The organism is Haloarcula argentinensis DSM 12282 (genome assembly GCA_000336895.1).
GTDB lineage: Archaea > Halobacteriota > Halobacteria > Halobacteriales > Haloarculaceae > Haloarcula > Haloarcula argentinensis.
Genome location: AOLX01000026.1, coordinates 39,481 through 56,419, shown reverse-complemented (window position 1 = coordinate 56,419; position 16,939 = coordinate 39,481). Strand labels below are relative to the sequence as shown.

General features: G+C 64.5%; 19 protein-coding genes. 10 read left to right on the top strand and 9 right to left on the bottom strand.

Annotated elements, in window-relative coordinates:
* Nucleotides 1–5: 5 nt before the first annotated feature.
* Nucleotides 6–1,355 carry an MFS transporter gene (locus tag C443_RS16810; protein ID WP_005537872.1) on the bottom strand — a complete coding sequence of 450 codons (1,350 nt, stop codon included), beginning with the start codon at nt 1,353–1,355 and terminating at the stop codon, nt 6–8.
* A 78-nt stretch (nt 1,356–1,433) separates the two neighbouring features.
* Nucleotides 1,434–2,837 carry a short-chain fatty acid transporter gene (locus C443_RS16805; RefSeq protein WP_005537871.1) on the bottom strand — a complete coding sequence of 468 codons (1,404 nt, stop codon included), beginning with the start codon at nt 2,835–2,837 and terminating at the stop codon, nt 1,434–1,436.
* Between the two features lie 159 nt (nt 2,838–2,996).
* Between C443_RS16805 and C443_RS16800 the strand changes: the two genes are divergently transcribed.
* On the top strand, nt 2,997–3,968 hold the full coding sequence (locus C443_RS16800; protein WP_005537870.1) for a C-terminal binding protein: 972 nt from the start codon (nt 2,997–2,999) through the stop codon (nt 3,966–3,968).
* A gap of 22 nt (nt 3,969–3,990) precedes the next feature.
* Here C443_RS16800 and C443_RS16795 read toward each other — a convergent pair whose 3' ends face one another.
* Complete coding sequence (locus C443_RS16795) at nt 3,991–4,914, bottom strand: thiamine-phosphate synthase family protein (protein ID WP_005537869.1); 924 nt, start codon at nt 4,912–4,914, stop codon at nt 3,991–3,993.
* A 203-nt stretch (nt 4,915–5,117) separates the two neighbouring features.
* Here C443_RS16795 and tenA point away from each other — a divergent pair, with 203 nt between their 5' ends.
* From tenA to C443_RS16775, 5 genes are all read left to right on the top strand, one after another.
* Complete coding sequence (gene tenA, locus C443_RS16790) at nt 5,118–5,777, top strand: thiaminase II (RefSeq protein ID WP_005537868.1); 660 nt, start codon at nt 5,118–5,120, stop codon at nt 5,775–5,777.
* Nucleotides 5,774–6,541 (top strand): TenA family protein, encoded by a 768-nt coding sequence (locus C443_RS16785; RefSeq protein ID WP_005537866.1) that lies wholly within the window; start codon nt 5,774–5,776, stop codon nt 6,539–6,541. Before tenA ends, C443_RS16785 begins: the two co-directional genes overlap by 4 nt.
* Nucleotides 6,542–8,050, top strand: coding sequence for a sodium:solute symporter family protein (locus C443_RS16780; RefSeq protein WP_005537864.1), 1,509 nt, complete (start codon nt 6,542–6,544; stop codon nt 8,048–8,050).
* A complete protein-coding gene (locus tag C443_RS22220) occupies nt 8,047–8,175 on the top strand; it encodes a hypothetical protein (protein WP_005537863.1) in 129 nt (42 codons plus the stop codon). The genes C443_RS16780 and C443_RS22220 overlap by 4 nt, the downstream gene beginning before the upstream one ends.
* A gap of 83 nt (nt 8,176–8,258) precedes the next feature.
* On the top strand, nt 8,259–8,654 hold the full coding sequence (locus C443_RS16775) for a universal stress protein (protein WP_005537862.1): 396 nt from the start codon (nt 8,259–8,261) through the stop codon (nt 8,652–8,654).
* A 57-nt stretch (nt 8,655–8,711) separates the two neighbouring features.
* Here C443_RS16775 and psmB read toward each other — a convergent pair whose 3' ends face one another.
* The 3 genes from psmB to pth2 form a co-directional block, all read right to left on the bottom strand.
* A complete protein-coding gene (gene psmB / locus C443_RS16770; protein ID WP_005537860.1) occupies nt 8,712–9,404 on the bottom strand; it encodes an archaeal proteasome endopeptidase complex subunit beta in 693 nt (230 codons plus the stop codon).
* A complete protein-coding gene (gene psmA / locus C443_RS16765; RefSeq protein ID WP_005537859.1) occupies nt 9,404–10,138 on the bottom strand; it encodes an archaeal proteasome endopeptidase complex subunit alpha in 735 nt (244 codons plus the stop codon). Before psmA ends, psmB begins: the two co-directional genes overlap by 1 nt.
* A 69-nt stretch (nt 10,139–10,207) precedes the next feature.
* Nucleotides 10,208–10,546 carry a peptidyl-tRNA hydrolase Pth2 gene (gene pth2, locus C443_RS16760; RefSeq protein ID WP_005537858.1) on the bottom strand — a complete coding sequence of 113 codons (339 nt, stop codon included), beginning with the start codon at nt 10,544–10,546 and terminating at the stop codon, nt 10,208–10,210.
* 407 nt (nt 10,547–10,953) lie between these two features.
* On the opposite strand from pth2, the gene C443_RS16755 reads away from it, so the two are divergent.
* The 4 genes from C443_RS16755 (at nt 10,954) to C443_RS16740 (ending at nt 14,334) form a co-directional block, all read left to right on the top strand.
* Nucleotides 10,954–12,111 (top strand): PT domain-containing protein, encoded by a 1,158-nt coding sequence (locus C443_RS16755; RefSeq protein WP_005537857.1) that lies wholly within the window; start codon nt 10,954–10,956, stop codon nt 12,109–12,111.
* Between the two features lie 91 nt (nt 12,112–12,202).
* Nucleotides 12,203–12,790 (top strand): dCTP deaminase, encoded by a 588-nt coding sequence (gene dcd, locus C443_RS16750; protein WP_004517118.1) that lies wholly within the window; start codon nt 12,203–12,205, stop codon nt 12,788–12,790.
* Nucleotides 12,791–13,687 (top strand): thiamine-phosphate synthase family protein, encoded by an 897-nt coding sequence (locus C443_RS16745; protein WP_005537856.1) that lies wholly within the window; start codon nt 12,791–12,793, stop codon nt 13,685–13,687.
* Nucleotides 13,684–14,334 (top strand): class I SAM-dependent methyltransferase, encoded by a 651-nt coding sequence (locus tag C443_RS16740; protein ID WP_005537855.1) that lies wholly within the window; start codon nt 13,684–13,686, stop codon nt 14,332–14,334. Before C443_RS16745 ends, C443_RS16740 begins: the two co-directional genes overlap by 4 nt.
* Nucleotides 14,335–14,352: 18 nt before the next feature.
* Here the strand turns inward: C443_RS16740 and C443_RS16735 are convergent, their stop codons facing one another.
* From C443_RS16735 to C443_RS16725, 3 genes are all read right to left on the bottom strand, one after another.
* Entirely contained in the window at nt 14,353–15,114 is a 762-nt protein-coding gene (locus tag C443_RS16735; RefSeq protein ID WP_005537854.1) for a DUF7001 family protein, read from the bottom strand.
* Between the two features lie 188 nt (nt 15,115–15,302).
* A complete protein-coding gene (locus tag C443_RS16730; protein WP_005537853.1) occupies nt 15,303–15,791 on the bottom strand; it encodes an HTH domain-containing protein in 489 nt (162 codons plus the stop codon).
* Nucleotides 15,792–15,923: 132 nt separating this feature from the next.
* Complete coding sequence (locus tag C443_RS16725) at nt 15,924–16,856, bottom strand: sulfide-dependent adenosine diphosphate thiazole synthase (RefSeq protein WP_005537851.1); 933 nt, start codon at nt 16,854–16,856, stop codon at nt 15,924–15,926.
* Between the last annotated feature and the right edge of the window lie 83 nt (nt 16,857–16,939).

Below are 16,939 nucleotides of genomic sequence, written 5' to 3'. Positions count from 1 at the left end.
GCGGTTTATTCGTATGCCTCGAACTCCCGGCCGAAGGCGATGAAGTAGGCCACACCGACGAGGCCGATGACCGTAGCGACGCCGAAGGCCAGTTCCGGACCGGCCTGTATGACGACATCGCCCATGGCCACCGCCCACTCACTGCCGTAGAGCCATCCCCCGAGCGCGGCGCTGGGGATGACCAGCGTGTTGCGAAGCAGGTAGTACGTCCCGGTGACGCGGCCGCCAGCGTCCTGTTCTGCCGGGCCGACGATGAGCGCCTTGTGGGCAGGCAGGCCGGCAAAGCGCAGGCCGGAGAACGCGAACAGAAGCACCAGCACCCACTGGTTGCCCGGCGCGAAGATGAGCAAGAGCGGGAAGACGGCGTAGACGAGAAAGCCGAGCGCGACGGCGGGCTTGAGGCCGGCCCACTCGGTGAGCTTTGCGACGGGGGCCATCGAAAGGATAGCGACGACCATCTCGACGCCGAGCAGGACGCCGAAGAAGGCGTCGGGCCGCAGTTGCACGCCGAAGCCGGTGAACCCCACGGAGAGGAACTCGGTGACGACGATGACGAAGAAGACGTACACCATGCCGTTGGCGAAGCGGACGAACGTATCGGCGACCAGAAGGGGGCGGAGTGTCGCCGGCATCGTCCGCAGGTCGGCGAGTATCTGGTCGATGCCCTCGAAGGACTTTCCGAGCGTGTCCTCGCTGGCGTCGTAGAGGAAGTGCTGGGCGACGGTGGCGACGAGGCCACAGGCCAGCGCGACCAGCAGCACGCGCTGGAACCCGTCGACGAAGGTCGCGGTCGTCGCGAGCAGCGCCGCAGCGGCCAGTGGCCCGAGCAGGAAGCCGATGCGGCGGAACATCTCCGTGCTGGCAAACCCCATCGCCAGTCGCCCCGGCGGGACGCTCTGCTTAACGATGGCGAAGGTTGCGCCCAGCCCGAAGGACTTCCAGGCCTGTGCCAGAAAGAGACCGACGAACACGAGCGTCCAGGCCGGCAGCGTTGTCGCGCCGAGCGTGATATCGCCGACGACCGAGGCGAGATACCAGATACCGAAGCCGGCCGTCGCCAGTGTCGCGAAGACAGTCAGCGCCAGCCGCGATCCGATGCGGTCCGACACCGCGCCGCCGGGATAGGGGTACACCGCGCTGATGAGATTCCCGACGCTGCCGTACAGACCAATAACGCCGGCGCTGGCCCCCAGAATCCGCATGTATTCGGGAATGTATCGGCTGGTCATCTGGAACGCAAGGCTGAACGCCAGCATGGACAGCGACAGGACGAGCACGTCCCGCTCCAGCGCGAAGAACTGTCGGAAGGAGTCGAGCAGGTCCACGTCCTCGTCGGTCCCTGTCTCAGTTGCCATTATCGGAGTGCAGTTTCCCCACCAACTTAACGCTCGAAGAAGGGGCAATCGGCCGTACTGTCTCGCCGGAGTCCCTGTTCAGTACGGCAGGACGAACAGCACGACAGCCAGAAACGGCGTGAGCGCGAGCAACATTGCGATGGCGTAGCCGAACATCTCCCGGGCCTTGATGCGGGTGATGGCGAGCAGCGGCAGCGCCCAGAAAGGATTCAAGAGATTCGTGTGGGCGTCACCGACGGCGTAGGCCATCGTCGCCTGCCCGGCCGGGACGCCGAGGTTCTGCGCGGCTTCGAGAATCGGCGGGCCGAGAATGATCCACTCGCCGCCACCCGAGGGAGCGAAGATGTTGACCGTCGCGCCGGTGAGCCAAGCGATGACCGGGAACGTCTGGGGCGTCGAGGCCGAGATGAGTGCGTTGGCCATCAACTGTGCCAGCCCGGAGGTTGCCATCATCCCCTGAATGCCGGCGAAGAACGGAAAGAGCAACACGATGCCCGACGCGGCGGTCGCCGCCTCGCCGAACTTCTCTCGGTAGGTCTGTGGGTCCATGTAGATGAAGATGCCAATCGTCAGGAAGCCGAAGTTGACGATGTTCAGCCCGAGAGCGTTGATACCGGACTGGACGAACTGTGAGGCGACGAGTGCGATGCCGGTCAGGCCGATAATGCCGCCGAGAACGCGACTATGGTTGAGACGCTCGGCTGGGACCGGGTTGGTGGTGGCAGTCGCTTCCACGCCGCCGTCACTCGCGGACTCGAACAGGTCGTCTTCGGGGATGTAATGCGTGATACCGCGCGCCTGATCGCCGGTCGGCGTGATGACGTAGAGGACGACAAGCGCGTAGGCTATCGATAGGCCGGTCAGAATGAGGCCGTAGGGGTGGAAGATGGTCTCCGAGGCGGAGACGACGACGTCGATGACGCCCTGCTGGATGAACTCGTTGCCCTCTGTCGCGAGCAGGAGCGGCGCGGACCCGGACAGCCCCCAGTGCCAGGTGAGACCGAGGCCGAGATAGCCCGCCACGCAGAGGACCGGATAGTGGACGTCGATGCCGTTCTCGTGGGCGGTCTTGCCCATCTCCCGGGCGAAGATAGCCCCGAGGATGAGGCTCAGTCCCCAGTGCACCCAGCCAAGCAGCATCGTCAACAGACCGACGAGGACGACCGCCTGCTTTCCGGTGTTGGGGATCTCTGTCAGCCGGCGGATCCCGGCGTTGACGCGCGGGTGGTACGCCACGACGAAGCCCGTCATCAGGATGAGGACCATCTGCATCGAGAACGTCAGGAAGGCCCAGAACCCGTCGTACCAGAACCCGACCATCTCGATTGGGCCGGAGCCAGTGAGACCGACACCGGCCAAAAACACGACGTAGCTGAGGATGAGTGCGAACAGGAACGGGCTCGGCATCCACCGTTCCACCCACGCAGAGAGTCGATAGCCGATACGTTCGAGCGCTGTCTCACCTGTGTTACTAGCCGACATACTGTTGCCACCTCCTCGCGAATATATCATAAAAGTTTGCTATTATTTTGTCAGTTCTGTGCCGGTCACCGTTACACAGCCACGGTCCTGTGACGCGGTTCCGATGACTGCACCGACCCTGACGGATGATTTTATTTCGGGCCCGAGGCAAGCCAGCGTATGTCATACAAAGTCGTCGTCTCTGACACTAAAGTGATCGACGGGGAGACACGGGCGGCGGTGCTGGACGCGGTTGACGCGACCGTCGAAACGATAGCGTCGAAAGAGCCGGCGGCCGTCGCACGCGCAGTGAAAGACGTTGACGCGGTAATCGTCGACGCCGGCACGCAGGTCACGGCCGAAGTCATCGACGCCGCCGACTCGCTCAAAGTGGTGGGCCGGGCCGGCATCGGCGTGGACAACATCGACGTGCAGGCAGCGGTCGAGGCCGGTGTGACGGTCGTCAACGTCCCGGAGTACTCTGTGGAGGAGGTGTCGACCCACACGTTCGCGCTCGTGCTCGCTTGCCTGCGGAAGATACCCACGTTCGACCGCTCGGTCAAGCGCGGCGAGTGGGAGTGGGCTGTCGGACAGCCGATCCGTCGCCTCGCCGGCAGTACCGTCGGTCTCGTCGCCTTCGGCAAGCTCGCCAGCCGGTTCGCCGCGAAGCTCCGGGGGTTCGACGTTGATGTCATCGCATACGACCCGTACGCGCCCGAGTACCGGATGGGGGACCTCGACGTCGAGTCGGTCACCTTCGAGACGCTGTTGAGCGATTCCGATATCGTCTCGCTGCACGCCCCCCTAACCGACGAGACTCGGGGAATGATCGACGCGGACGCGCTCGACCAGATGCACGACGACGCGCTGCTCGTGAACACGGCCAGGGGCGGGCTCGTCGACGAGACAGCGCTGTACGACGCACTCGTCAGCAGTGATCTCGGCGGGGCCGGACTGGACGTTCGCGAGGCGGAACCGCCCGGCGACTCGCCGCTGCACGACCTCGACAGCGTCGTCTGTACCCCCCACGTCGCGTGGTACTCTGAGGCGTCCCGGGTCGAACTGACCCAAACCGTGACCGAAGACGTCATCCGGGTACTGCGCGGCGAGGCGCCCGAGAATCCCATCGACCCCGAAACCGGCTGGTTCTGATGGGGTCGGCGAACGAGACCGCTCAGGTGTCAGCAGCGTCGAGGAGTTCGATCATGAGCTCAGCAGCTTCGACCGCTGACTCACCGAAAACGTAGGTTATCGGCTCGATGCCGAACGCGCCGCCGTGGTAGATAACACGTGGGACATCGCCGCGTTCGCGGAAAGTGGCTTCGAGCCGTTTGTCCCGATCCTCGTAGCCGGCGTCGAACTCCAGCGGCTCGATACCCCGTCTCCGGGCGGCATCGAGGAACGCTTCATCGGTCGTCATATTGAGCGCCGCTCGACACAAGGGGTCGACCGCCATCGCGGCCAGTATCGTCCCCGCGACGTGTTCTGACGCGCCGAACTCGGGGTTCGATGGGACGTTGACCCGCCCTCGCAGGTCGTGAATCCGGCCGGGGACCGCCGCCACGTCGAGTGCGTCTTCAGCGTCCGGCAGCGCCATGCCGACGTTCATCCCCACGTTCGGGATGGCGTCGACGACGACAGCGCTGTCCGCCAGCAGTCGTGTGGCTCGCCGGACCGACGACAACACGGCCCGTTCCGTCTGGACTGCGGTGTCTGTCCCTCGAACACATAGGTCACAACCCATCCCTTGGAGGGCCGGCATCTCCTCCTCGTGGACCGCACAGATGGGACCGCGGTCCTCGAACTCCCGCACCAGAGCGAGCAGTTCGCCCAGCACCGCGAACTCGTCCATCTCGCCCGCGGCCAGCCCATCGGCGATGCGCTCGATGGTCTGTTGCATCCGGGTATCCTCCCGGAACCGCTCCTCGATGGTGACCGAACCGCTGCCGTATTTGCTCACTGCGGCCTGTGTCACGCCGAGCTGGTCGGCGATCTCCTGCTGGGTCCAGCCCTCCTCGTCGAGCCTCGTGGCGAGCATCGCTCGAGCCGTCGGGAGAAATCGCTCGACCACGATCTCACTCGGTAACTGCAGTGTCATTACCGGAAGTGAGTGCGTAGTTCGTTTAGCAGTTGGGACTACGAACGCTGTCGGTCGACTACGCCACTGTGGGTGCAAGCAGCCAGAACGGCCCCGAGACATCCAAGCCCTGCAGTTGGCTGTGCGCATCGTTCTCTCCAGCGAGTACAACTTGGTTATATTAGCAGGATATAATACGTCGGAGTTTGTTGTATTGGCTACCAATGGCATTCAGCGACCACCTGCTCGACATCGGTGAGGACATCTGGGACGCACAGAAGGACCACCCGTTCGTTCGCGAACTGGCCGACGGGACGCTCGACGAGGCGGCATTCAAACACTGGGTGAAACAGGACTACCGATACCTGCAAGACTACGCACGGTTGTTCGCGCTCGCTGGGGCGACGGCCGGCGACGAGTCGACGATGACGCACCTGCTCGGGGTCGCCCACCAGGTGCTCGACACCGAGATGGACCTGCATCGGGAGTTCGCATCGGACTACGGCATCTCTCGGCGTGAGCTGGAGTCGACCGAGAAGGCCCCGACGTGTCTGTCGTACACGAACTTCCTCGTTCGGACGGCCTACGAGGGGCACGAGGCGGAAATCGCCGCCGCGCTGTACCCCTGTATGCAGGGCTACCTCGACGTGGCCGAACACATGGCTGACCTGGCCGACGGCGAACACCGGTACACGCCGTTCATCGAGATGTACACCAGCGACGACTTCCGGGAGGCGACGGGCTGGTGTCGGGCGTACGTCGACCGCTGTGGCGAGCGCTACCCCGGCCAACACGACGCCATGGAAGTCGCGTTCCGCACGAGCGCGAAACTCGAACACCGGTTCTGGGAGATGGCCTACACGCAGGAGGGGTGGGAGCTATGACGACGGCCGAAACATACTCTGCGTACGCCGAGCGAACCGACGAACCCCGATTCACCGACTGGCTCCGGGAGCAGAGTCAGCCGGACTGGGACGCCGCTGTCGAACACCGATTTGTCGAGGAACTCGGGACCAGCACGCTCGACGAAGACGCGTTCGCCGAGTATCTGGTACAGGACTACGCGTTCGTCGACGAACTCGTTGGCACGTTCGGCCACGCGGTCGGACAGGCCCCGGACATGGCCGCCAAGCGGCAGCTTGTGGAGTTCCTCGATACCGTGACCGACGAGGAAGACGACTACTTCGAGCGCTCCTTTGCCGCACTCGGCGTCGAAGATTCACGCTGGCAAGACCCCGAGCCAACGGACGCGACGGCGGCGTTCATCGACCTGCTGGGTCGTGCCGCCCGAGAGGGCGGGTATGCCGAAACACTGGCCGTCCTCGTCCCGGCAGAGTGGATATACGAGTCGTGGGCGACGGCGGCTGCCGCGGCCCACGGCGACCCGGACAGCGATGGCCTTCCCAGCGCGGGGATGGGCCTGCCGTTCTACTTCGCCGAGTGGGTGGACCTCCACGCCGTCGACTCCTTCGTCGCGTTCGTCGACTGGCTCCGGGGCGAACTCGACGCCGTCGGACCGACGCTTTCGCCCCGCCAGGAAGCCCGCGTCGCGTCGCTGTTCGACCGCACGGTCACGCTCGAACGACAGTTCTTCGAGACGGCCTACGGGGAAACCGCTGCGACGGCCGACCACGAGGTGAGCCCGTAGATGGCTTCTTCGGCTGTGGTCCTCGGTTTGACCGCGGCGACCGTCCTCGTGTTCACCGGCATTGGCCTCTTCGCCGCACGCGGCCGCATCGACTCGGTGGAGACGTACATCTCGGCCCGCGACTCAGCCGGCAGCGGAACCCTCGCTGCGACGGTCATCGCGTCGATGATGGGCGTCTGGATTCTGCTGAGTCCGGCCGAGGCCGGGGCCGCGTTCGGCGGACTCCCTGCCGTGCTGGGCTACGCCATCGGCAGCGCGATTCCGCTCGTCCTCTTTATCCCGGTCGGCGCTCGCATCCGCGAGGTGATGCCCGCCGGCCACTCGCTGACGGAATTTGCCTACGCCCGGTTTGGCTCCGGGATGTACCTGCTCGTCCTGCTAGTCTCAGTGTTCTACATGTTCATCTTCCTCGCCGCGGAGATGACTGGCATCGCCGGCGCGCTCGCGCTCGTCGCGGACGTGCCCCTCTGGCAGACCTCGCTGCTCATCGGCGGCTTCGTCCTCGTCTACACGACCTACGGCGGCCTACTTGCCAGCATCGTCACCGACACCGTCCAGACACTGGTCATCCTCCCACTGCTAGCCGTCGGCTTCGGCGGCGCACTCCTCTCACTTGGTGGCACGAGCGAGTTCCACGCGACGGTGGTGTCGGCGGACCCGACACTGCTCGACCCGACGTTCGGTCCCGGCCTGCAGTTCGGGCTGTACGTGGCCTTCGCGCTTCTGGGCGCGAATATGCTGAACCAGGGCGTCTGGCAGCGGGTGTACGCCGCCGACGGGGAGGGCGCTCTCCGTCGCGGACTGGGCATCGCCGCCGTCGTCGTTGTCCCGATGCTCCTGCTCGCCGGTCTGTTCGGTATCGCCGCCGCGGGGCTGGGCCTCACTGAGTCCGGCTCCGCCAGCATCGCCTTCTTCCTCGTGGTGGCGGAGGCGTTCCCGACGTGGGTGACCCTCGCCATCGTCGTCCTCGCTGTGTTGCTGGTGATGAGTTCGGCCGATACCATGTTCAACGCTATTGCCAGCGTCGTCACCGCCGACCTCGCGCGACTGCTCGACGACCCCGACCAGCGGACCCTGTGGCTCGGCGGCCGTGGGCTGACAGTCGCTGTCGCGCTCGCCGCGATGTTCATCGGCGCGCAGGGGTACAGCGTCCTCCAGTTGTTCCTGACTGCCGACCTGCTTGCCGCCGGCGTCTTCGTTCCCTTCCTCGCCGGTCTCTACACTGAGCGACTCACCGGTCCGGGCGCGGTAGTCTCGGGCATTGCGGGGCTGCTCGTCGGGTTCGCCTACTTCCCGTCGCTGCGTGGGCTCGTCGCCGCCGTGCCAGGCGTCGGGAGTCTGTTGCCAGCGCCGTCGTTCCTCATTGCCTTCGCCGGCGCGACGCTCGTCTCGGCCGCTCTCACCGTCGCGGCGACCGTTCTCGGTGGGGCCGACGCCGACCTCGACAGCCTCGGCCGAGAGGTCCGCGCGCTTGACGACCCGGTGGCTGATGGGGGGGAAGAGCAATGACGCCGTCAGCCATCGCCCCTCTCGCTGCACTCGGGTCGGCGACGTTCGCGGCGCTTGCCTGGGGGTCGATTCTGCTCGTGCTCGGGGTCTTTCTCGCCGTCGGCTGGCTGGTCCTGACCGAGTAGCCCGACGGCTGGAAGAGCCTGGACAGAAAGTGGTTCGCGGTAACAGTACACATACTTATCATGATGGGTGGCGGACATCTCGTATGCAAACCTTCGTGCTCGCGACGAACTCCGAGACAGTCAGCCAGACACTGTGTTCGTACCTCGAAGGCGTCCTCGACCCGGAAGACAGTGTGTACGCAGTCAACTCACAGCCGGGTGGAGACAGGACACCACCGGACGCGGTCGCCGATGGGAAGGCCGCAGTAAACGTCGTCTCGGACCGACTGGGCGATCAAGTGTCCGTCGAGACCTATCAGATAATCCGGGGGAACAGCCCGGCTGAGGATATCTTCGATATCGCAGAGGAGGTCGATGCCGACGAACTCGTTATCGGCGTCCGCAAGCGGAGCCAGACCGACCGGCTCATCTTCGGCAGCGTCGCCCAAGATATCATGCGGCAGTCGGACTATCCGATGCGGGTCGTGCCACGAGACTGAGCAGCAACTGGTCGGGGACAGCCGACCGCAGAGAAAGAAACGACCGAGATAGCCGGGTTACTCGGCCGACTCGTAGTCGTCGAAAGCGTCGATTTCGACGCCCTCGTCGGTGATTTCAGCAAGCACGACACCGTTGCCCGACCCGGTGTCACGCTCGGCCGCGGCGTTGACCGCGCGGATCGCCAGGTCACGGGCCTCGGAGAGGCTCATCTCAGGGTCGTACTGCCCTTCGATGGTCCCCGTCGCGACCATCGTCCCGGAGCCGGTGACGGTGTAGTCGTCTTCAAGCACACCACCGGCTGGGTCGACGCTGTAGACGTGGCTGCCCTCTTCGTCGACACCGCCGACGATGGGGTTGATCGCGAAGTACGGGCCGCCGCGGGCGAAGTTGCCCGCAAGCGTCGCCAGCGCGTGAATCGAGAGCGGTTCGTCGCGGCGGACCTCATAGAGGTCGGCTTCGGCGCGAAGCGAGCGGATGAACGACTGTGCCCCGCCGACGCTGCCGACCAGCGTCATCGCGGCCGTTGGGTGGATTTGCTCGACCTTCTGGACCTGCTTGTTCGAGACGAAGCGGCCACCGAGAGAGGCACGCCGGTCCGTCGCAATGATGACGCCGTTCTCCGTCGAGAGGCCGACGGTGGTCGTCCCGGTCTTGACGACGTTCTCCTCGTCGCGGCCGCCGTCCTCGTTCGGCAGTGTGCCGACTTCGGGTTGGTAGGCGTCAGTCAGTCGGTTCTCAGGGTCGTACATTATTCCTCACCTCCGAGTTCGAACTCTTCGAGCCGCTCGGCGATGTCCTCTTCGGCGAGCTTTTCGAACTGTTCGCTTTCCACATCGATGGTGGCGATGTCGACACCGGTCGCGTCGAGACCGTCCTCGTTGACCGAGGCCAGCGCCCGGAGCGCGAGTTCGATGCCGCCTTCGAGGTCCATCCCCTCGGCGTACTCCTCTTCGAGGAACGACTGGATATCCTCGCGGGAGCCGCCGATGGCGACGGCCTGCCACTCGTAGGGCGTCCCCGAGGGGTCCGTCTCGAAGAGGCGCGGCTCGCCGTCCTCGATACCCGCGACGAGCAGTGCCACGCCGAACGGGCGTGCGCCGCCCGTCTGAGTGTACTGCTGGATGTAATCCGTGATCTCCTTCGTCAGCGACTCGACGGAGGCCGGCTCGTCGTAACGCAGGCGGTTGACCTGTGACTGCCGGCGCGCCACGTCGATAAGCTGGCGTGCGTCGGCCACGTGACCCGCGCTGGCGACGCCGACGTGGGAGTCGATCTCGTGGATCTTCTCGATGCTGTCGCGCTCGATGAGCGGCGACCGGGCGTGGCGGTCGGCGGCGATGACCACGCCGTCTTCGGTGCGGACCCCCACGCTGGCGGTTCCGCGCTTGACGGCTTCTCGTGCGTACTCGACCTGATAGAGGCGTCCGTCCGGGGAGAAAATCGTAATCCCGCGGTCGTAGGCCTGTTGTTCATTTCCTTGCATAATGTATCGTGTTGTTGTTCACCTGAGGTTAGGGTTGCTCTTATATAACCGTATCGCGGGCCGCTGCCCTCAGAACAGCGGCAGGTCGCCGGTGACGCGGTCCACCAGCTCGTCCTCGGCGGGGCCGACGGCGAGTGCCGTAACAGTCCCCGGATCGAGCTGTGTGTGGCCGGCATCCCGGACGACCGCATGCGGCAGGCCTTCGCGCTCGGCCACGTCCGCGAGTTCGAACAGCTCGGACTCGCTGGTGGCCTTCAGGACGACTTTCTTCTGCCCCGCGCCCTTCCAGGCTTTCCGGGGTTTCGGGCCGGCGTCCTCGTAGGCCGACAATGAGGCGTGGGCAACCTGGGCGGCGAGTTTGCCCTCGCCCATGCCGATGTCGGTCCGGGCGACGATAGCCTGCTTCATATGATTACATGGCCACCCGTACTTAAACTCCCGTCGGACTCCCTCCACGGTTGCACATACCACAGAGTACATACGCCGTGGCCGAGCACATCCGCAACGATTTTTCAGCTGGTGCGTCCGAGATTCATAGCTCTCAGTGCGGACTCAATAGCGTTCGCAACGCTCCTAAACCGCCTCAGCCTCGTCTTTGGCGGAGCTAACGCCGGGTGTCGGCCACGGTATTTGCACTCGGCGTATCATCTTCTCTCAATACACGGGAAGAAGTGTCGCCCTACCGTCATAAGTTGGGTACTAACGAAGAGATACCTCTTGCGAGTAATGACTGATGCCTCCGAAACTGTCAATTGGAAGTAACGTGGGCGGGTGGCTGTATAGTCCGGAACGAACATCGGCCAGGGAGTCTATCAATGAGTGACGAGTCAGGAGGACTCGATATCCTATTCGTCGCCGTCATGGCTGTGATTACACTGTTCGTCGTTGGGACGACAGTCGCCGTCGCCGGCGTCGGACTGGGACAGGTCACTCCGGCGGCACAGTCAATGCTAGTACAAACTGACGACCGGAGCCCGTCCCAGCCCTGCGCCCCGGGTGAGAACCTGTTGGCGAAGTACAACTGGGATTCGACCGACGACGGGTACGGATTCGTTTTCGAGAAAGGAGCAAGCGATGAGGTCACATTCAATGTGATAGCGTACGATGGGGGTCCGTCCGATGGGCCGACAGAGGTTGAGTGGACCTCACAGACCCCTGTCAATGTCGAGGTCGTCAAGTCCGGTGGCGGGAGCGATATAAACCAGGCCAGCGAACTGGATCCGCCGTCAACGACGGGAACGGCCACATCAGAACAGGGAATCAGTTTCCTGGCGTTTTGTACAGTGCCGTCAACGCCGACGCCAACCGAGGAACCTACCGAAGAACCCACAGAAGAACCGACCGAGGAGCCAACTGAACAGCCCACCGAAGAGCCGACTGAAGAGCCTACCGAGCAACCGACCGAGGAGCCGACTGAACAACCCACCGAGGAACCAACTGAAGAACCGACAAAGACCCCCGAAGAAACGGTGTACTGGCAGGTGGACTTCGGACCGGGAGAGGAGCCGCCTGACCCACCGTACTACGGCGAGAACGACCGAGACCTGATGGCCGCACTCGGGAACTCCGAGGACGGCGTCAAACAGAACCCCTCCGTCCTCCACCAGAACAGACCGGGTCAATTGCAGAACGTCACCATCACCGGCAATTCGTTCACCTTCGACGATCCGGACGACCCGACCCAGGTCACGGTAGAGTTCACGGTGCCCGAAGATGGGCCAAACCGGACGCTCCACCTTGCGGCTTTCACCCTGCCCGGACCGTTCAACTACTCCGAAGTCCCCCAGCAGGAACTGCAGACGGTCACAAGCGGGAACTTCACCGCCGGCGAGACCGGGACGCTGACCATCAGTATCCCACAGCCCACCAGCGGGCCGAGTTCGTCGGCAGGGCGGCGGTCGGCGCTCGTGCTGTTCGGATTCGGCGGGACGCTGCTCGGTATGACGGTTGTCGGCCGACAACGGAAGCCGTAGCGGACCGAGTGCTCTCACGCCGAACCCACTGTGCGGTCGGGCGTGGGCCGGAACCGGGAGGTTTAGGCCCGCGGCCGCAAACGCCACTCTCATGATACTCTCAGATGCGGATATCCTTAGACGGCTAGAGCAGGGTGACCTCGTCGTTGAGCCGCTCGACGACCCGGACATCCAGATTCAGCCCGCCAGCGTCGATCTCCGTCTCGGTCGTGAGTTCCTGGAGTTCCAGCACGCCAACATCCCCTGTATCCACCCGAACTCCGAGGACGAAGTCGCCGACTACGTCGAGGAAACCGTCATCGAGGAGGGCGGGGAGTTCATCCTCCACCCCGGTGATTTCGTGCTTGGGACGACCCACGAACGGGTCGCCATCCCCGACGACCTCATCGCCCACGTCGAAGGACGCTCGTCGCTGGGCCGGCTGGCGATCGTGGTCCACGCGACGGCCGGCCTGTGTGACCCCGGGTACGAGGGCCAAATCACGCTCGAACTGTCGAACCTCGGCACCGCGCCGGTAGCGCTCACGCCCGGGATGCGAATCTCGCAGCTCACGTTCACGGAACTCAAGACCCCCGCCGACCGCCCGTACGGGGCCGAGCGCGGCTCGAAGTACCAGGGACAGTCTGGGCCGCAGGCAAGCAAGATACAGGGAGATCGCGAGTTCGGAGGCGACCAATAGATGCGGTTCATCGAGGAAATCGTCGTCGATGACTTCCTGCCGACGTTTCGCTCGCTGCTGGCCGACGCTCTCAGAGAGCGCGGGCTGACGCAGTCCGAGGTTGCCGACCTGCTGGGAATCAGCCAGAGCGCGGTGTCGAAGTACGTCCACGGCGACGTGGCGCGCCACGAGGACCTGCTGGCCCACCGCGGGCTGGAAGAGCTGGTTGAGCGGCTGGCCGACGGGCTGGCCGACGGCGATATGAGTTCCGTTCAGGCGCTGGTCGAGACAGAAGTGTTCATCCGCGAACTCGAACAGGGCGGCGTGCTGGCACAGCTACACGAGGACGCGGTCCCGGAACTGGGCGACTACGACGACGAGTTCGCCGTCCACGACCCGGACTCACAGCTTCGGACGGCCGAGCGGACGCTCGCCTCGGTGCGGCGCGGACTCAGTGTGCTGGAAAACACGAGCGGGTTCGCGACGCTCATCCCGGCGGTGGGGTCGAACCTCGTTCAGTGTCTCCCTGACGCCGACAGCATCGATGACGTGGCCGCCGTTCCGGGACGGATTCTCGATGTGAAAGGGCGAGCAACCATTCCGGCGGACCCGGAGTTCGGCGTCAGCGAGCACGTCGCGACGCTGTTGCTGGCGGCGCGGGCCGCTGGGAGCGATGCCTGCGCGGTGTTGAACGTCCGGTACGACGAGAGCGTCGTGACCGCGCTACGGGACACGGGCCGGACCGTCGTTGAGTTCGACGCTGAGGATAGTGTCGAACCGGCCGTCGCGGCTGCGCTGGCTGACGACCCGGGGGCCGACGTGCTCTATCACACTGGCGCGATGGGAATCGAGCCGGTGGTGTACCTGCTCGGGGACGACGCCGTATCGGTCGCCGAGACGGCGCGCGAAATCCTGTGACCGACGTGCAATCGTTCTACGGCCGGTGGGCGCAAGTGTACGACTGGGTAGCGAATGCGCCGGGTGTGGCGTCCTGGCGCGACCGAGCGGCGGACTCGCTGGCGCTTGCACCCGGCGACACCGTCGTCGAGATGGGCTGTGGCACGGGCGCGAACGTCCCCCATCTCCGCGAGCGAGTCGCCCCGGCGGGTCGAGTCGTCGGCATCGACGTGACGGAAAAAATGCTCGACCGCGCCCGCGAGCGGTCCGCACGGACGGGCGAGAGCGTACACTACGTGCAGGCCGATGCCGCCCGTCCACCGATTCGAGAGGCCGATGCCGTTCTGGCGACGTTCGTCGCCGGTATCTTCGAAGACCCTGCGGCGGCGGTTGACGCGTGGTGTGACAGTGTCGCCTCCGGCGGCCGTGTCGCCCTGCTGAACTTCCAGCGGAGCCCCAGCGTTCTCGCGGCGCCGCTAAATCTCGTGTTCGAGGGGTTCGTCCGCCTCTCCGCGCCGGGGACGCGGCTCTCCACGCGGTCACACGCCAGCGCGTTCGAGCAGCGGGTTCGGGCGGCCCGCAAGCGACTCGCGGCGCGGACCGTCGACAGGCGGTACGAGACCTTCGCTGGGGGATACCTCGGCCTGCTGAGCGGGACTGTGCCCTGACGGGCACGGGCCGAATCGCTATGGCCGATACCGCTCGGCATGCTTCGGACAGAATTCTGGTTCCCGTAGCTGTGCGGCGACGACGCCGGGCTGGCGGTGGGGGTTGTGGAGCCGGCAGGTCTCTTCGTCGCAAAACGGCTCGCCGGTGTCGAGGTAGTGGCAGGCCTGCAGGACGTACCCCTTGAGCGCGTCGGTCGTCCGCGGGTCGTCCTCGACGAGGAACTCGCCTTCGACTTCGTTTTCGAGTACCTCCCGGGGCGGTGCGCCCCCAGAGAGGAGGGCGTGTTTCTGCTGTTCCTTGTAGTACTGCTCGGGTTTTGCGGGGGCCTCGTAGAGCCCCGGCACCGAGACGATAGCGGGCTGGCCGAGGACGTTCACGCGCTTGTGCCAGCGACCGTCGTGGTCGCCCCAAGTCCCGACGACGCGGTCCAGCAGCGGGACGTGGAGGTGGTCGAGTGACCGCTCGGACTCGGGGATTCGCTCGTGGAGCGCTCGCTGGATCGCTAGCCCGTCGTAGATGACGCCGCCGGCCCGCTCTGGCGACTCTAGCGCTCGTTCCTCGTACCGGACGATACCCAGCATCGTATTCCCGGTCTCGCGGTCGTATGGCGAGAGTACTCGCGCCTCGGCGAACGACTCCGCCAGTTCCGACTCGCCGTACAGCGACAGAAACCGGTCCCGGACGGAGACAGTAGCCTCGACCCGCGCGTCGAGCCAGTCGGCGATGGCGTCGGTGTCGGCGACCGCTGTCGGAGCGCGGTACAGCGTCACAGACTCCATTATATTTGTCAGTGGTATCGGTCAGTAATACCGTTTGTGTCTCGGGGACTCTCCTCTGTTGAGCAGTCGCCAGAGTAGAGAACTAGAGTGGACAGGTCAATCAGGCGCTCCAGAATCAAGGACGGTCTCGGCAAAGCAGCGCTATACTGGACGCCATCGGTAACAGAGTGTGTCGTCCCGAGGAGGTATCAGGACTCGGACTGGTGGGGAAGCCCGGCCGGATCCGTCGTGAGTGCGTCGATGCAATCGGTGACGGACCATGTTGTCTCCCCGTCCGTACACGGGTATACCCCGACTAGGTCATCGTCCGCATAGACGGCGACGGCTATCATCGGGAGTCGCAGCACCTCCGTGCTGCCGCCGACCAGTAGCGATGAGGTCCGCGTCTCGAAGGGCGGTCGGAGACTCAGTCCCCGTTCGGTCGCCCACTGTTCGTATTGGTCGACAGTCTCCAGCACCTCGCCGTGTTCGCTCCGCTGGGACACGGGAATCTCCTCGGGCCACGTCTGGATATCGAAATCATCGACAACTCCCGTTGCGGCGAGTTCTGTGAACCGGTCGATAGCTGTCGTTCGGGGACCACAAACCGGCCGTCGACTCCAGAGGTGGACTGCGATTTCGCCGCCGACTGGCTCGTCAGGCTCGTGGTTGTCGCTTCGCTGCATCTCTTCGGGCATTGGTTGATAATCACTAACACAATTGTCGCACGCTTGTATAATTGTTTGTATTAATGCGATATTATAGCCTGAATGAGTAACTAAGTCGGGAAAAGACAGACGTTTAAGAATTAGCGAGGTGCGGGAGGGTTTTCAGTCGTCAGCGGGGGTTGCGTCGCGGCTCGTAACGTCGACCGGCTCGGCGTCGACTTCAAGTTCATCAAGCGCGACCTGTGCGGCGCGCTTGCCGGAGACAAGCATGGCACCGAACGTCGGCCCCATGCGCGGGAGGCCGTAGGTGGTCGCGGTGGCCATGCCAGTAACGACGAGGCCGTCGTGGGCAAGACCGGTGTGTTCGACGACAGCGTCCTCGCTCTCGCCGACCCACATCGAGTCGTGGCCGGGCGAGTCGTGGCCGGGCGCGCCGTAGGTGTCGTCGTCGGTCTGGTCCATGCCGCTGGCTTCGTCTTCGAGGCCCGGCGCGTTCAGGACGCCGCGCTCGTCGAGTTTCTTGACAGCCATCGCGTCGTGGCCCGTCGCGTCGATGACGAGGTCGGCCTCGACGGCAATCGGGTCGACGCAGGTAATCTCGCGGGGGAGCGCGTGGACCGGCGTCCAGTTCATCACGATGCCGCCGACGCGGTGGTCCTCGCGGATGACGATGTCGGTGAACTCCGTCATGTTCTGCATCTTCGCGCCGGCGTCACAGGCGGCCTTGATGAGGCCGGAACAGGCCTCCGGCCCGTTGGCGACGTAGAGGCCCTCGCTGTCCTTGGACTGCTTGTGGTCGACTTCGAGTTCGTCGAGCACCTGCTGGGCAGGGTCGCGGACAGTGACCTTGTTCATCAGGAAGCCGCCGAGCCAGAAGCCGCCACCGAGGTAGTTGTTCTTCTCGACGACCATCACCTGCACGCCGCGCTCGGCGAGTTCCTTCGCGGCCATCAGTCCCGATGGGCCGCCGCCGACAATGATGACATCGGAGTCCGAGAAGTCCATGAACTCCTCGGTCCATTCCTGCCCGATTGCGCGTGTGACTTCCGCCTCGCCGACGTCGCTGAACTGTTCGAATGAATCGGAATCGCTCATACCACCTAGTGATATTCATTGGTGATACATAGTCGTTCTGATGGCCTCGTCTGTTTGCTGAATCTCGCGCACGGTCGCTGGCG

Excerpts from the sequence above, each read along its gene's own strand:
- pth2 (WP_005537858.1), bottom strand. The coding sequence starts at position 10,546 with ATGAAGCAGGCTATCGTCGCCCGGACCGACATCGGCATGGGCGAGGGC.
- tenA (WP_005537868.1), top strand. The coding sequence starts at position 5,118 with ATGGCATTCAGCGACCACCTGCTCGACATCGGTGAGGACATCTGGGAC.
- C443_RS16730 (WP_005537853.1), bottom strand. The coding sequence starts at position 15,791 with ATGCCCGAAGAGATGCAGCGAAGCGACAACCACGAGCCTGACGAGCCA.
- C443_RS16800 (WP_005537870.1), top strand. The coding sequence starts at position 2,997 with ATGTCATACAAAGTCGTCGTCTCTGACACTAAAGTGATCGACGGGGAG.
- C443_RS16810 (WP_005537872.1), bottom strand. The coding sequence starts at position 1,355 with ATGGCAACTGAGACAGGGACCGACGAGGACGTGGACCTGCTCGACTCC.
- C443_RS16795 (WP_005537869.1), bottom strand. The coding sequence starts at position 4,914 with ATGACACTGCAGTTACCGAGTGAGATCGTGGTCGAGCGATTTCTCCCG.
- C443_RS16745 (WP_005537856.1), top strand. The coding sequence starts at position 12,791 with ATGCGGTTCATCGAGGAAATCGTCGTCGATGACTTCCTGCCGACGTTT.
- C443_RS16735 (WP_005537854.1), bottom strand. The coding sequence starts at position 15,114 with ATGGAGTCTGTGACGCTGTACCGCGCTCCGACAGCGGTCGCCGACACC.
- C443_RS16725 (WP_005537851.1), bottom strand. The coding sequence starts at position 16,856 with ATGAGCGATTCCGATTCATTCGAACAGTTCAGCGACGTCGGCGAGGCG.
- C443_RS16755 (WP_005537857.1), top strand. The coding sequence starts at position 10,954 with ATGAGTGACGAGTCAGGAGGACTCGATATCCTATTCGTCGCCGTCATG.
- psmA (WP_005537859.1), bottom strand. The coding sequence starts at position 10,138 with ATGCAAGGAAATGAACAACAGGCCTACGACCGCGGGATTACGATTTTC.
- C443_RS22220 (WP_005537863.1), top strand. The coding sequence starts at position 8,047 with ATGACGCCGTCAGCCATCGCCCCTCTCGCTGCACTCGGGTCGGCGACG.
- C443_RS16785 (WP_005537866.1), top strand. The coding sequence starts at position 5,774 with ATGACGACGGCCGAAACATACTCTGCGTACGCCGAGCGAACCGACGAA.
- C443_RS16775 (WP_005537862.1), top strand. The coding sequence starts at position 8,259 with ATGCAAACCTTCGTGCTCGCGACGAACTCCGAGACAGTCAGCCAGACA.
- C443_RS16805 (WP_005537871.1), bottom strand. The coding sequence starts at position 2,837 with ATGTCGGCTAGTAACACAGGTGAGACAGCGCTCGAACGTATCGGCTAT.
- dcd (WP_004517118.1), top strand. The coding sequence starts at position 12,203 with ATGATACTCTCAGATGCGGATATCCTTAGACGGCTAGAGCAGGGTGAC.
- psmB (WP_005537860.1), bottom strand. The coding sequence starts at position 9,404 with ATGTACGACCCTGAGAACCGACTGACTGACGCCTACCAACCCGAAGTC.
- C443_RS16780 (WP_005537864.1), top strand. The coding sequence starts at position 6,542 with ATGGCTTCTTCGGCTGTGGTCCTCGGTTTGACCGCGGCGACCGTCCTC.